Annotated in this window: 10 protein-coding genes; 8 read left to right on the top strand and 2 right to left on the bottom strand. The window is 64.0% G+C overall.

The genetic code is table 11. The annotated features are described in order from the left end of the window. The first annotated feature begins 19 nt into the window (after positions 1-19). The 8 genes from sufB (at position 20) to uvrB (ending at position 9575) form a co-directional block, all read left to right on the top strand. A complete protein-coding gene (sufB, locus tag Q5701_RS09070) occupies positions 20-1540 on the top strand; it encodes a Fe-S cluster assembly protein SufB (protein WP_306754918.1) in 1521 nt (506 codons plus the stop codon). A 67-nt stretch (positions 1541-1607) separates the two neighbouring features. Beyond that, positions 1608-2363, top strand: coding sequence for a Fe-S cluster assembly ATPase SufC (sufC, locus tag Q5701_RS09065; RefSeq protein ID WP_306754917.1), 756 nt, complete (start codon positions 1608-1610; stop codon positions 2361-2363). Continuing rightward, positions 2363-3697, top strand: coding sequence for a SufB/SufD family protein (locus Q5701_RS09060; protein ID WP_306754916.1), 1335 nt, complete (start codon positions 2363-2365; stop codon positions 3695-3697). The genes sufC and Q5701_RS09060 overlap by 1 nt, the downstream gene beginning before the upstream one ends. A 17-nt stretch (positions 3698-3714) precedes the next feature. Then, positions 3715-4188: a hypothetical protein gene (locus tag Q5701_RS09055; RefSeq protein ID WP_306754915.1), complete on the top strand. Its 474-nt coding sequence runs from the start codon at positions 3715-3717 to the stop codon at positions 4186-4188. Further along, positions 4185-4778, top strand: coding sequence for a YIP1 family protein (locus Q5701_RS09050; RefSeq protein ID WP_306754914.1), 594 nt, complete (start codon positions 4185-4187; stop codon positions 4776-4778). The genes Q5701_RS09055 and Q5701_RS09050 overlap by 4 nt, the downstream gene beginning before the upstream one ends. After that, positions 4775-5986, top strand: a complete 1212-nt coding sequence (locus Q5701_RS09045; RefSeq protein ID WP_306754913.1) for a cysteine desulfurase — start codon at positions 4775-4777, stop codon at positions 5984-5986. The genes Q5701_RS09050 and Q5701_RS09045 overlap by 4 nt, the downstream gene beginning before the upstream one ends. A 101-nt stretch (positions 5987-6087) precedes the next feature. Further along, positions 6088-7302 carry an NAD(P)/FAD-dependent oxidoreductase gene (locus Q5701_RS09040; protein ID WP_306754912.1) on the top strand — a complete coding sequence of 405 codons (1215 nt, stop codon included), beginning with the start codon at positions 6088-6090 and terminating at the stop codon, positions 7300-7302. A gap of 86 nt (positions 7303-7388) precedes the next feature. Then, on the top strand, positions 7389-9575 hold the full coding sequence (gene uvrB / locus Q5701_RS09035; protein WP_306754911.1) for an excinuclease ABC subunit UvrB: 2187 nt from the start codon (positions 7389-7391) through the stop codon (positions 9573-9575). Positions 9576-9580: 5 nt separating this feature from the next. Here the strand turns inward: uvrB and Q5701_RS09030 are convergent, their stop codons facing one another. Together Q5701_RS09030 and Q5701_RS09025 are read right to left on the bottom strand one after the other, a co-directional pair. Next, positions 9581-12202 carry an ATP-binding protein gene (locus Q5701_RS09030; RefSeq protein ID WP_306754910.1) on the bottom strand — a complete coding sequence of 874 codons (2622 nt, stop codon included), beginning with the start codon at positions 12200-12202 and terminating at the stop codon, positions 9581-9583. A gap of 175 nt (positions 12203-12377) precedes the next feature. Next, on the bottom strand, positions 12378-14090 hold the full coding sequence (locus tag Q5701_RS09025; protein ID WP_306754909.1) for an ABC transporter substrate-binding protein: 1713 nt from the start codon (positions 14088-14090) through the stop codon (positions 12378-12380). Positions 14091-14117 lie beyond the last annotated feature (27 nt).

The raw sequence follows: 14117 nt of genomic DNA, 5'->3' as shown, positions 1-14117 counted from the left end.
GCCCGAGGAAGGACAAGGGATGACTGCAACCACCGATCTTGATGTGCGCGAGGGCGTCGACCGCGAAACGGTCGAGACCGTGCAAAGCATTGGCAGCTATAAATACGGCTGGGATACAGAGATCGAGATGGACTATGCCCCCAAGGGGGTGAACGAGGATATCGTCCGCCTGATCTCGGAAAAGAACGAAGAACCTGAATGGATGACCGAATGGCGGCTGGAGGCGTATCGCCGCTGGGTCACCATGACGGAACCCAAGTGGGCGATGCTGAACTATCCTGAAATCGACTATCAGGACCAGTATTACTATGCGCGCCCGAAAAGCATGGCGGTCAAGCCCAAGTCGCTGGACGAGGTCGATCCCAAGCTGCTGGCGACCTATGAAAAGCTGGGCATCCCGCTGAAGGAACAGATGATCCTGGCGGGGATCGAGGGCGCTGAGAATGCGCCCGCCGATGGTCGCCGCGTGGCGGTCGATGCGGTGTTCGACAGTGTGTCCGTGGGCACGACCTTCAAGGACGAGCTGGCCAAGGCCGGCGTGATCTTCTGTTCCATCAGCGAAGCGATCCGCGAACATCCCGAACTGGTCAAGAAATACCTGGGCACCGTGGTGCCGCAGTCCGACAACTATTTCGCGACGCTGAACAGCGCCGTGTTCTCGGACGGTTCGTTCGTCTATATTCCGCCGGGCGTTCGCTGCCCGATGGAGCTGTCCACCTATTTCCGCATCAACGCGGAAAATACCGGCCAGTTCGAGCGCACGCTGATCATTGCCGACAAGGGCAGCCATGTCAGCTATCTTGAAGGCTGCACCGCGCCCAAGCGCGACATTGCCCAGCTTCATGCGGCGGTGGTGGAAATCGTCGTGCTGGAAGATGCCGAGGTGAAATACTCGACCGTCCAGAACTGGTATCCGGGCGACGAGGAAGGCAAGGGCGGCATCTACAACTTCGTCACCAAGCGCGCCGACTGCCGCGAGGCCCGCGCCAAGGTGATGTGGACGCAGGTGGAAACCGGTTCGGCGATCACCTGGAAATACCCGTCCTGCATCCTGCGCGGCGACGAATCCCAGGGCGAGTTCTATTCCATCGCCATCGCCAACAACATGCAGCAGGCCGATACCGGCACCAAGATGATCCATCTGGGCCGCAACACCCGGTCGCGCATCGTGTCCAAGGGGATCTCGGCGGGCAAGGCGCAGAACACCTATCGCGGTCTGGTGACGATGCATCCGCGTGCCACCAACAGCCGCAACTATACCCAGTGCGACAGCCTGCTGATCGGCGATCAGTGCGGGGCGCATACGGTGCCTTACATCGAGGTCAAGAATACCAGCAGCCGCGTGGAACACGAGGCGACGACCAGCAAGGTGGACGACGACCAGCTGTTCTATTGCCGTTCGCGCGGCATGGACGAGGAAGAGGCCGTGGCCCTGGTGGTGAACGGTTTCTGCCGCGAGGTCTTGCAGGCCCTGCCGATGGAATTCGCCATGGAGGCGCAGTCCCTGGTCGCCATTTCGCTGGAAGGCTCGGTCGGCTAAGGCTGGAACAGGATTTGATGATGGTGCCGGACCGCTGGCACCGCCACCACCATCTGATGAGGAAAAGATGCTGAAAATCGATAACTTGCACGTCAAGCTTGAGGAAGAAGACAAGCAGATCCTGAAGGGTCTGTCGCTGGAGGTTCCGGCCGGTCAGGTCCATGCGATCATGGGCCCGAACGGCTCGGGCAAGTCCACGCTGTCCTATGTCCTGTCGGGCCGCGACGGATATGAGGTGACGGAAGGGTCCGCCACGCTGGACGGGCGAAGCCTGCTGGACATGGAACCGGAACAGCGCGCCAGCGCCGGCCTGTTCCTGGCGTTCCAGTATCCGGTGGAAATCCCCGGCGTGGGCAACATGACCTTCCTGCGCACTGCCGTGAACGCGCAGCGCAAGGCGCGGGGCGAGGAAGAACTGTCCTCGGGTGATTTCCTCAAGGTTGTGCGCGCCAAGGCCGCCGAATTGCAGATCAGCCCCGATATGCTTAAGCGGCCGGTCAACGTGGGCTTTTCGGGCGGCGAGAAGAAGCGCAACGAGATCCTGCAGATGGCCATGCTGGAACCGCGCATGTGCATCATGGACGAGACGGATTCGGGTCTGGATGTGGACGCGATGCGGCTGGTGTCGGACGGCGTGAACGCGCTGCGTTCGCCTGACCGCAGCTTCCTGGTCATCACCCATTACCAGCGACTGCTGAACCATATCCAGCCGGACGTGGTGCATATCATGGCGGATGGCCGGATCGTGAAATCGGGCGGGCCGGAACTGGCCTTGCAGGTCGAGGAAGAAGGCTATGGCGATCTTCTGGCGGAGGCTGGCTGATGGCTGACACCGCAGTCCAGGCCAAGGACCAGACCCCTTCCATCCAGGGCGCCCCCAAGGCGCCGGATGCGCTTGAAACGCGATTGGCGGCGATCAGCCCGCCGCAGGGGCTTATGGCATCGGCGCGGGCCGATGCCCTGGCGCGTCTGCGCGGGATGGGGCTGCCCGGCCCGCGCGACGAATATTGGCGCTATACCGATCCCCGCCCCTTCAACGCGCCCCGCCCCCAGACCTTGCCCGTTCCCCAGGGGGATGCGACGCCCTTGTTCGATGGCTTGGACAAGCTGACCCTGGTCTTCGTCGATGGTGTCTTCGACGAGGCGGCCTCGGACGACCTGGCGCTTGAAGGCATAGAGATCGCCACCCTGGCCCAGGCAGACAAGGGCGTGGCATCCTGGGCCTGTGACATCTATGGCAAGCTGGAGGCAGCAGGACAGGTGCCGGTGCGACGTCCCTTTGCCGTGCTGAACACCGCCACCGCGCAGGACGGGCTGCTGATCCGCGTGACGGCAAGTCCCGCCAAGCCGGTCCATGTGGTCCATCGCCGCGCCGGGGACAGCGCGGATTCGGTCTGGCACCATGTCATCCGGGTCGAGGACGGGGCGGAATTCACCCTGCTGGAAACCGGAATGTCCGGTGCGCGGTCGAACAGCGTGATCGAGGTCGACCTGGCCCCCGGCGCGCGGTTCCATCATGTCGCATCGAAACGCGCAGCGGATGCCAAGGTTGGCATTGGCCATATCTTCGCCCGCGTGGCCGCCCGTGCGCACTTCAAGTCCTTCACCTTGTCGGTGAACGGCACCACCATGCGCAACGAGGCCGTGATCGACATCGCGGGCGACGATGCCGTGGCCCATATCGCCGCGGCCGTGCTGGGTGATGGCGGGCAGGCGCCCTTCCACCAGGACGATACGGTTTTCATCACCCACGGGGCGGAACGCGGCGAAAGCCGCCAGGTCTTCAAGAAAGTGCTGAAGAACGGGGCAGAGGGCGTGTTCCAGGGCAAGATCCTGGTCAAGCCCGGCGCGCAGAAGACCGACGGCTATCAGATCAGCCAGGCGCTGTTGCTGGACGAACGCAGCCAGTTCCTGGCCAAGCCCGAACTGGAAATCTATGCCGACGACGTGAAATGTTCGCACGGATCGACCACGGGCGCCATTGACGACGAGGCGCTGTTCTATCTGCGCTCGCGCGGCGTGCCGCGTGAACGGGCCATCGTGTTCCTGGTCCTGTCCTTCCTGGCCGACGCCCTGGCCGAGGTCGAGGATGAGGCGATCCGCGATTGCATCTATGAACGGCTGGACCTGTGGCTGACCCTGAACGCGGTTCAGTAAGGGCCGCGCCGGGGGGCATGGTCCCCCGCGTGCTGCAAAGCTGGGTGGCCCCGCGCCGGGTGGTGCGGGGTCTTTCCGCCATGCCCGAAGGCACCAAGCTGGCCGTGCTGATGGCGGCGATGCTGGTTTTCCTGATCGCCCAGGCCCCCGCCAACGCCCGGCTGGCGCAGATCGACCCGGCCGTGCCCTTTCAGGCGCGCATGGGCGGGGCGATGCTGGCGGTGATGTTCATGATGCCGGTCCTGGCCTATGCGATGGCGGCGGCGGCGGCTGGCCTGTCGCGGCTGACCCCCTGGCGGCTGACGCCCGAGGATTCGCGTCTTGCGCTGTTCTGGGCGCTTTTGGCGGTGGCGCCGGCCATGCTGATGGCGGGACTGGTCGCGGGCCTTGTGGGGCAGGGACCGGGCCTGACTTTGGCCAGGGCGATCTGTGGACTGGGTTTTTTGATGATATGGGGTGCCGGGATTTCGGCGCTGGCGAGGCGAGTATGAGTTTCGACGACTTCAAGGCCCTGGTCGGCCTGTCGTTCCGCGATCCGGAGGCGGCGGCGCATCTGCTGATGGCGCAGGACTGGCCCGTTTCGGCCCGGTGGATGGCGCTGTTCGCGGCGGTTTCGGTGTCGGCGCTGCTGGCGTCATTCGCGGCGGTGCTGTTCAGCACCCCCGGCCCGGACGGAACCCAGATCGTGACGCTCAGCCGCCAGCCGATGATGCTGGCCGCCATGCAACTGGCCGCGATTGTCCTGGCCGCGGGGCTGATGTCGGGCGTGGGCCGTATGTTCGGCGGCGGAGGGCGGTTCGAGGATGCGCTGCTGCTGACCGTCTGGATCGAGGTTCTGCTGCTGCTGGTCCAGGTGGCCCAGTTGGCGCTGTCTCTCATCCTGCCCGGCGTGGCGGGCCTGCTGGGGCTGGCCGCGGTTGTCCTGTTCCTGTGGCTGACCGTGCAGTTCACCAAGGCGCTGCACGGGTTCCGCAATAGCGTGAAGGTCGCGCTTGGCCTTCTCGGAACCGCCTTTGTGGCGGGCTTCGTGCTGTCGCTGATCGCCGCCGCCCTTGGGATCCTGCCGGAGATGCCGCAATGAGCTTTGATGTCGATGCCGTCCGCGCCGATTTTCCGATCCTGTCGCGGCAGGTGAACAACCGCCCCCTGGTGTACCTGGACAGCGGCGCAAGCGCGCAAAAGCCCCGGCAGGTGATCGAGGCGATCACCCGCGCCTATGAGGGCGAATATGCCAATGTCCACCGGGGCCTGCATTTCCTGTCTAACCTGGCCACCGACAACTATGAACGCGTCCGTGCGATCATCGCCCGCTTCCTGAACGCCCCGCACGAGGACGAGGTGATCTTCACCAGCGGGTCCACCGAAGGCATCAACCTGGTCAGCTATGGCTGGGCCGCACCGCGCGTGTCCGCGGGGGATGAGATTGTGCTGTCGGTGCTGGAACACCATGCCAATATCGTGCCTTGGCATTTCCTGCGCGAACGTCAGGGCGTGGTGCTGAAATGGGTGGAACCCGAACCAGACGGGTCGCTGCCGCCCGAAAAGGTGCTGGCTGCCGTGGGGCCAAGGACGAAGTTGATCGCGGTCACGCATATGTCGAACGTGACCGGCACCATCGTGGATGTGGGCGCCATCGCGCGCGGCACGGACGTGCCGGTGCTTGTCGATGGCAGCCAGGCGGCGGTGCATATGCCCGTCGATCTGGCCGCGCTTGGCCTCGATTTCTACTGCATCACCGGCCACAAGCTTTACGGTCCCTCGGGGTCGGGCGCGATGTGGATCCGCCGTGACCGGCAGGCAGAAATGCGCCCCTTTCTGGGCGGCGGCGACATGATCCGCACGGTAACAAGGGACGCGATCGACTATGCCGACCCGCCCCTGCGGTTCGAGGCGGGCACCCCCGGCATCGTCAACCAGATCGGCCTGGGCGCCGCGCTGGAATACATGATGGATCTGGGAATGGACAACATCGCCGCCCATGAACGGTCCTTGCGCGATTACGCCCGCGACCGCCTGCGCAGCCTCAACTGGTTGCAGATCCAGGGTGACGCACCGGACAAGGGCGCGATCTTTTCTATGACCATGCAGGGCGCCCATGCCCACGATCTGTCCACCATCCTGGACAAGCGCGGCATTGCGGTGCGCGCGGGCAGCCATTGCGCCATGCCGCTGATGGAGTTCTTCGGAGTCACCGCAAGCGCCCGGGCGTCATTCGCCATGTATAACACCACGCAGGAAGTGGATGCCTTGGTCGAAGGTTTGACCTTCTGCCGCGAACTTTTCGCCTGAATCTTGCGAAGTTTTGTAAAGACACCGAAGATCGTGCGATAATTCTTGCCCGGTTTCAAAACTCTATGCATCCCTGACCCGACAACGGTCAGGGGAAGGTCATGGCAGAGGTTCTGGTTCTGGGTGCGGGCATGGTCGGCGTCACGACCGGACTGGCTTTGCAGGCGCGCGGGCATCACGTCACCATTGTCGAACGCGGCGTCCCGGGCCGCGAAACCAGCTATGGCAACGCGGGCCTGATCCAGACCGAGGCGGTGGAACCCTATGCCATGCCGCTGGCCCCCGGCGCGCTGATCCAGATCGCGCTTGGACGGGGCTATGACGTGAAATGGAATGTCGGGGGCTTGTTGTCGCAACTGAACGCGGTCTGGACCTATGCACTGAATTCGCTGCCCGCAGGCCACCGCCGTGCGACCCTGACCTGGGGCAAGCTGATCCGCCAATCGACCGACCGCCATGCGCCGCTGATCGAAGCCGCCGGGGCCGACAACATCATCCGCCGCGACGGATATATCGAGGTGCATCGCACCCCCGCCCGCATGGAAAAGGCCCGCATCACCGCCAAGCGGTTCCTGGACGAGTTCGGGGTCGAGGCCCGCCTGATGGACGGCAAGGCGCTGCGCACGCTGGAACCCGCCATCAAGATCGAGGTCGAGGGCGCGACCCACTGGGCCGATGCCTGGACGTGTTCCGATCCGGGCGGGTTGGTCGCATCCTATGCCAGCCTGTTCGAAAAGCGCGGCGGGCGGATCGTCAACGGTGACGCGGGCGACCTGCACCGCGCGGGCAAGGGTTGGCGCGTGGCCGAGGCAGAGGGCGAACACGCCGTCGTGGCCCTGGGGCCGTGGACACCGATGCTGTTGCAGCGGTTCGGCCTGACCGTGCCGATGGTCTTCAAGCGCGGCTATCACCGTCACTACCGGATGGAGACGCCGCCGAACCACCCGATCGCGGATTTCGGCAACTCGGTCGTGCTGTCGCCCATGCGCCGGGGTCTGCGGATCGCCACCGCTGCCGAACTGACCAGCCACCCCCGCCTGACGCCGCCGCAGTTGAAGCACGGCGAAAAGGCCGCGCGCGAACTGTTCGACATCGGCCAGCCGGTCGAGGCCGAACCCTGGACCGGCCGCCGTCCCTGCATCCCCGATATGCTGCCGGTCATTGGCCGCGTTCCCGACCAGCCGAACCTGTGGGCGCATTTCGGCCACGGCCACCAGGGCTTTACGCTGGGCCCGGTCACGGCGGAAATCTTGGCCGAGGAAATGGACGGCGGGCAGGGTTGGGCGGAACTGCAGCCGGGGCGGTTCAAGCGCTGACTGGCCGGCGCATTCCAGGGGTTGCCCCCTGTTGACTTTCGCGCGCGGGGACACACCTTACAGGCTCTGCCGGATGAAGGATGCCCATGGGCCATAACAACACGAACGCACCAGTCGCGCGTCCTGTCGAAGTCACCCGCCCCAAGCTGGAAGGCGGGCGGCGTTTCGTCCTGAAGACCGAATTCGAACCGGCAGGCGACCAGCCGTGGGCGATTGTCGAACTGACCCAGGGCGTTCAGGCGGGCGAACGCGACCAGGTGCTGTTGGGCGCGACGGGCACGGGCAAGACCTTTACCATGGCCAAGGTGATCGAGGCGACGCAGCGCCCCGCCATCATCCTTGCGCCCAACAAGACCCTGGCAGCCCAACTCTATGGCGAATTCAAGGGCTTCTTCCCCGATAACGCGGTCGAATACTTTGTCAGCTACTACGATTACTATCAGCCCGAGGCCTATGTCGCCCGGTCTGATACCTATATCGAGAAGGAATCCCAGATCAACGAGGCCATCGACCGGATGCGCCATTCGGCCACACGTGCGTTGCTGGAACGCGACGACGTGATCATCGTGGCCTCGGTGTCGTGCATCTATGGCATCGGCTCGGTCGAGACCTATTCGGCGATGACCCAGGACATGGTCGTGGGTGACAGTTATGACCAGCGGGAATTCCTGTCCCAGCTTGTCGCCCAGCAATACCGCCGCCTGGACGCGGCCTTTCAGCGGGGTGGTTTCCGCGTGCGCGGCGACGTGGTCGAGGTCTGGCCCGCCCACCTGGACGACCGCGCCTGGCGGTTCGATTTCTTCGGCAACGAACTTGAGGCGATCACCGAATTCGATCCTCTGACCGGGCAAAAGACCGACAACTTCCGCCAGATCCGCATCTATGCCAACAGCCACTATGTGACGCCGCGCCCTACGCTGCAGCAGGCGATCAAGGGCATCAAGGCGGAATTGCAGATGCGGTTGAAGCAGCTGGTCGATGAAGGCAAGCTGCTGGAAGCGCAGCGGCTGGAGCAGCGCACGAATTTTGACTTGGAAATGCTGGAAGCCACCGGCGTCTGCAACGGCATCGAGAACTATAGCCGCTATCTGACCGGACGCGCACCGGGCGAACCGCCCCCTACGCTGTTTGAATTCATCCCCGACAACGCCATCGTCTTTGCCGACGAATCCCACGTCAGCGTGCCGCAGATCGGTGGCATGTACCGGGGCGACTTCCGGCGCAAGTTCACGCTGGCCGAACACGGCTTCCGCCTGCCAAGCTGCATGGACAACCGCCCCCTGAAGTTCGAGGAATGGGACGCCATGCGCCCGCAGTCGGTCTTTGTCAGCGCCACCCCTGCGCAATGGGAGATGGACCAGACCGGCGGCGTCTTTACCGAACAGATCATCCGCCCCACCGGCCTTCTGGATCCGCAGATCGAGGTCCGCCCGGTCGAGATGCAGGTGGATGACCTGCTGGACGAGATCCGCAAGGTTTCGGCGGCTGGCCTGCGCACGCTGGTCACGACGCTCACCAAGCGCATGGCCGAGGATCTGACCGAGTATTTCCACGAACAGGGCATCCGCATCCGCTATATGCACAGCGACATCGACACGATCGAGCGGATCGAGATCCTGCGCGACCTGCGGCTGGGCGCCTTTGACGTTCTGGTGGGCATCAACCTGCTGCGCGAAGGATTGGACATTCCCGAATGCGGTCTGGTGGCGATCCTGGACGCCGACAAGGAAGGTTTCCTGAGGTCGGAAACTTCCCTGATCCAGACCATCGGGCGCGCGGCGCGGAACGTCGATGGGCGGGTGATCCTGTATGGCGACCGCATCACCGGCAGCATGGAGCGGGCCATGGCGGAAACCGAGCGCCGCCGGCAAAAGCAGATGGCCTATAACATCGAACACGGCATCACGCCCACCACCGTGCGCAAGAACGTCGAAGATGTGCTGGCCGGCCTGTGGCAGGGTGATACCGATCAGTCCCGCATCACCGCCAGGGTCGACCGACCGATGGTCGGCGCGAACCTGCAGGCCCATCTGGACGCCCTGCGTGCCCAGATGCGCAAGGCCGCCGAGAACCTGGAATTCGAGGAAGCCGCCCGCGTCCGAGACGAGGTCAAGCGGCTGGAAGCCGTGGAACTGGCCGTTGCCGACGACCCCCTGGCGCGCCAGGGGGTGATCGAGGAAGCGGCGGAAGAAGCCATGAAGGCATCGGGCCGGTCCACGGCGGGCAAGGCAGGGCAGCGGGGCGGCAACAAGCGGTCGAAACGCCATCGATAAAGGCTTCAGGCCAGGGCTGCCCCGATCTTGCGCGCCAACTGGTCAAAGCTGAAGGGCTTTGCCAGGAAATTGCCTCCCGCCTTGACGCTCTTGTCGATATCGGAGGAATTGCCCGTATAGCCGCTGGCGTAAACGACCCTCAGGTCGCTTCGGATCGCGCGCGCCTGTTCGACCAGTTGCGGCCCGGTCATCTGTGGCATGACAACATCCGTGAACAGCAGCGCAATGTCAGGGCGCTGTTCCAGGATCTTCAGGCCCAAAGACCCTGACGCGGCTTCCAGCACCGTATAGCCCAGATCGCGCAGCGATGCGACGGTAAAGGCGCGCACCCGATCCTCATCCTCGACCACCAGGATCACCTGGTCCGGTCGGCCCACCGGCACCTCTGCGGCCGGATCGCCCGAAGTCTGTTCCGCATGGCCGGGGCTGCGCGGCAGATACAGATCGACAACCGTGCCTTGGCCGATCTGCGACTTGATCGCGACATGGCCGCCCGATTGTCGGATGAAGCCGTAAACCTGGCTCAGCCCCAGGCCAGTGCCGCGTCCCGTGGGCTTGGTGGTAAAGAACGGATCAAAGGCCTTGGCCAGAACTTCGGGCGTCATGCCGGTGCCGGTGTCCAGCACCCGGATCCGCACGAAGTCCCCCGGTTCCATCCCCAGGCCGCGCGCCGCCTGGGCATCCAGACCGGCATTTTCGGTTTCCATCGTGACCCGCCCGCCATCAGGCATCGCGTCGCGGGCGTTCACGGCCAGGTTGATGATGGCATTTTCCAGCTGGTTGGGATCGGCCTTGGTCGGCCAAAGGCCGGGGTGCAGCAGCGTTTCCAGGACAATGGTTTCGCCCAGCGACCGCGACAACATATCCGACAAACCCGACAACAGGGCGTTGGCATCGACCACCACGGGTTCCAGCGGTTGCTGGCGCGAAAATGCCAGCAGGCGCTGGGTCAGGGCGGCGGCGCGGCCCGCACCATCCAGGGCGCCTTCGATAAAGGCGCCGACATCGGTGTTGCCGCGCGCAAGCTGGCGCTGCGTCAGGTTCAGCCCGCTGATGACAATGGCCAGCATATTGTTGAAGTCATGGGCGATCCCCCCGGTCAACTGGCCCACTGCCTCCATCTTCTGCAACTGGCGCAATTGACGCTCGGCGGCCTCGCGGCGTTCGAATTCCTCGCGCAGGACGATCTCGCGGTGGGCAAGCGCCGCCTCTTGTTCCTCGACCCGGCGGTTCAGGCTTTGCAGCGCCTCGGCCCGTTCAATGGCCAGCCAGGTCTGCTGAACAATTTCCTTGGCCAGGATGATTTCCGGTTCCGTCCAGGCCCGCACCGCCGCCTGGTGAAGATAGATCCCGGCCGCCCATTTGCCATCCGTCAGCAGCGGCACGCAGATCCCCGCCAGGACGCCCTCCTGTGCATAGGGCATCAGCCCGCCATCCGCATCGAGGCGGCTATCCCCGAAGACAAGGGCGCGGCCCGCCCGGCGTTCCATGTCGGCATGGATGCCGTAATGATCCGTTGGCTGATTGCCCATCAGCGGGTCCAGGGTGCCGTCCGACCAGGACGCCTCGTGGCAGATAAGCTGCGGTCCGGTCAGCCGGTAAAAGCCCACGCGGTTGACCCCCAGCCGCTTGCCCAGGGTTTCGGATGAGGCGCGCAGGATTTCCTGGGGGTCGGTCTGCATCCGCTGGCGGGCGATCTGCTCCAGGACGAACTCGCGCTCTTCCTTGGCGGCGCGCAGTTGAAGCTCGGCTTCCTTCAACCGAGTGATGTCATAGCTGACGCCCGGCAGGCGCGCGCAGCGCCCGTCAGGTCCGGGAATGCAGCGTCCCTGGGCGGATACCCAGGACACCGATCCGTCTTCCCGCACCAGCCGGTATTCCGATGTGAACGGGCCGACGGTGCGGATCGCCTCGGCAATCTCGGCTTCGACGCGGGCGCGGTCGTCGGGGTGGATGGCGAAAAAGAATTGCTCGACCCCCGCGCCCTGGGCGGCAAGGGCAGGGTCAACCCCATAGAGATTTGCGAAATGCCCATCGGTGGTGACGCGATCCGCAGCCACGTCCCAGTCCCAGATGCCCACGCTGTTGCCCGCCGACATGGCAAGATCCAGGCGGTTCGCCGCCTCGGCCCGTGCGCGTTCGGCCAAGATCCGATCCGTTGTCTCGCCCGTGACGCACAAAAGCCCGACGATACGCCCGTCGGCATCAAAGGTAGGGGAATAGGTAAAGGTCCAATAGCTTTCCTCGGGCAGTCCGGTGCGGCTCAGATCCAGCCGCATATCCACAACCTTCTGGCTTTCGCCGCGCAGGCATCCCTTGACCAGGGGCAGGATGTCGTCCCAGATGCTTTCCCAGACCTTGCCGAACGGCCTGCCAAGCGCGTCGCCTGCCCGATAACCCAAGATCGGAACATAAGCATCGTTATAGAACGAGATGAGGTCCGGTCCCCAGGCCAGATACATGGGCGTCGGGCACGCCAGCATCGTGGTCAGGATCGCGCGCAGGTCGGTGGGCCATGACGCCCGTGGACCCATCGGCGTGGACGACCAGTCCCTCGCCGCGATTTCGCGCGCCACACGGCTGTCGAAAGCCGCCAGCCAGTCACCCGAGGGCCGTTCGATCTTCATTCATTGTTCCGTTCGCGCGCGTTCAGGCAGAATCAGCATCCCGATAAGGTGCTTCAGCAGCCTTTGCCCGCGATATTCGCGCCGATGGCGCGTCACTGCAAGTCCATGAAAACACGACGTTGCAGCACTTGTCGAAAGGGGAACCCGAAGGTCCGGGTTCCCCAGCGTCACTCCGTCACTGCCAGCTTTTCACCAGTTCGTCATAGCTGATGGTCTCCGGCTGCGGGTCTTCGTTCTCCAGCTTGAGCTGGGGGGCAATGCCGCCGTTTTCCTTGGCGAAGCTGTTCCACCATTCCAGGTCATGCTCCTCGGCGAGCTTCGGACCGATGTCGCCCTGCACGCCTGCGCGTTCCAGCCGTTCCATCACCTTTTCCTGTTCCGCACACAGGCTGTCCATGGCTTCCTGCGCGGTCTTGGCGCCGGATGCCGCGTCGCCAATCGCCTGCCACCAAAGCTGCGCCAGCTTCGGATAATCAGGCACGTTGGTGCCGGTGGGCGACCATTGCAGCCGGGCGGGCGAGCGATAGAACTCGATCAGGCCGCCCAGCTTGGGCGCGCGTTCGGTGAAGGATTCATGGTCCAGCGTGGACTGGCGGATGAAGGTCAGGCCGACATGGCTTTTCTTCACGTCCACCGTCTTCGAGGTCACAAACTGCGCATAAAGCCAGGCGGCCTTGGCGCGGTCGTCGGGCGTCGATTTCAGCAGCGTCCAGGAACCTGCGTCCTGATAGCCCAGCTTCATGCCGTCCTGCCAATAGGCGCCATGGGGCGAGGGGGCAAAGCGCCATTTCGGCGTGCCGTCCTCGTTCACGACGGGCAGGCCTTCCTTGACGAAATCGGCTGTGAAGGCGGTATAGGTGAACATCTGCTGGGCGACCTCGCCCTGGCTGGGCACCGGGCCGCTTTCGCTGAAGGTCATGCCCTGGGCGGCAGGGGGCGCGAACTTGGTCATCCAGTCCAGGTATTTCTGGATCGCATAAACCGAGGCCGGGCCGTTGGTATCGCCGCCGCGGGCCACGCAACTGCCCACGGGGCGGCTGTTTTCATCGACGCGGATGCCCCATTCGTCCACCGGCAAGCCGTTCGGGATGCCCTTGTCGCCGTTCCCGGCCATGGACAGCCAGGCATCGGTGAAGCGCCAGCCAAGGCTGGGATCCTTCTTGCCATAGTCCATGTGGCCGAAGACGGTCTTACCGTCGATCTCGCGGCCGGTGAAGAACTCGGCGATGTCCTCGTAAGCCGACCATGTGACCGGGACACCCAGGTCATAGCCGTATTTTTCCTTGAACTCGGCCTTGTTGGTTTCGTCGTCGAACCAGTCCTTGCGGAACCAGTAGAGGTTGGCGAACTGCTGGTCGGGCAGTTGATACAGGTTGCCGTCGGGCGCGGTGGTGAAGGACTTGCCGATAAAATCGTCGATGTCCAGGTTCGGGTTGGTGGCGTCCTTGCCCGCGTTGGCCATCCAGTCGGTCAGGTTGCGCGCCTGCTGGTAACGCCAGTGGGTGCCGATCAGGTCGCTGTCGTTGACATAGGCGTCATAGATGTTCTCGCCCGACTGCATCTGCGTTTGCAGCTTTTCCACCACGTCGCCTTCGCCGATCAGGTCATGCGTGATCTTGATGCCGGTGATGGCGGTGAAGGCGGGGGCAAGGGTCTTGGCCTCGTATTCATGGGTGGTGATGGTTTCGGACACCACCTTGATGTCCATCCCCGCGAAGGGCTGGGCGGCGTCGATGAACCATTGCATCTCGGCCTCTTGCGCGGCGCGGTCCAGGCTGGACATATCGCCGATTTCCGCGTCGAGGAAGGCCTTGGCCTCCTCGATCCCGGCATTTGCGCCGGTGACCATCAGCGCAAGGCTCATGGCCGTCGTCAGATAGAACTTCATTTCTTCTCCTCCCCAGGATGGGCCTTG

The sequence above is a fragment of the Paracoccus actinidiae genome, assembly GCF_030863885.1.
GTDB classification, from domain to species: domain Bacteria; phylum Pseudomonadota; class Alphaproteobacteria; order Rhodobacterales; family Rhodobacteraceae; genus Paracoccus; species Paracoccus everestensis.
Note: the sequence above shows the minus strand (reverse complement) of the source record. Positions and strands in the feature narration are given on the sequence as shown.

Excerpts from the sequence above, each read along its gene's own strand:
- Q5701_RS09045 (WP_306754913.1), top strand. The coding sequence starts at position 4,775 with ATGAGCTTTGATGTCGATGCCGTCCGCGCCGATTTTCCGATCCTGTCG.
- Q5701_RS09050 (WP_306754914.1), top strand. The coding sequence starts at position 4,185 with ATGAGTTTCGACGACTTCAAGGCCCTGGTCGGCCTGTCGTTCCGCGAT.
- Q5701_RS09055 (WP_306754915.1), top strand. The coding sequence starts at position 3,715 with ATGGTCCCCCGCGTGCTGCAAAGCTGGGTGGCCCCGCGCCGGGTGGTG.
- Q5701_RS09040 (WP_306754912.1), top strand. The coding sequence starts at position 6,088 with ATGGCAGAGGTTCTGGTTCTGGGTGCGGGCATGGTCGGCGTCACGACC.
- sufC (WP_306754917.1), top strand. The coding sequence starts at position 1,608 with ATGCTGAAAATCGATAACTTGCACGTCAAGCTTGAGGAAGAAGACAAG.
- sufB (WP_306754918.1), top strand. The coding sequence starts at position 20 with ATGACTGCAACCACCGATCTTGATGTGCGCGAGGGCGTCGACCGCGAA.
- Q5701_RS09025 (WP_306754909.1), bottom strand. The coding sequence starts at position 14,090 with ATGAAGTTCTATCTGACGACGGCCATGAGCCTTGCGCTGATGGTCACC.
- uvrB (WP_306754911.1), top strand. The coding sequence starts at position 7,389 with ATGGGCCATAACAACACGAACGCACCAGTCGCGCGTCCTGTCGAAGTC.
- Q5701_RS09030 (WP_306754910.1), bottom strand. The coding sequence starts at position 12,202 with ATGAAGATCGAACGGCCCTCGGGTGACTGGCTGGCGGCTTTCGACAGC.
- Q5701_RS09060 (WP_306754916.1), top strand. The coding sequence starts at position 2,363 with ATGGCTGACACCGCAGTCCAGGCCAAGGACCAGACCCCTTCCATCCAG.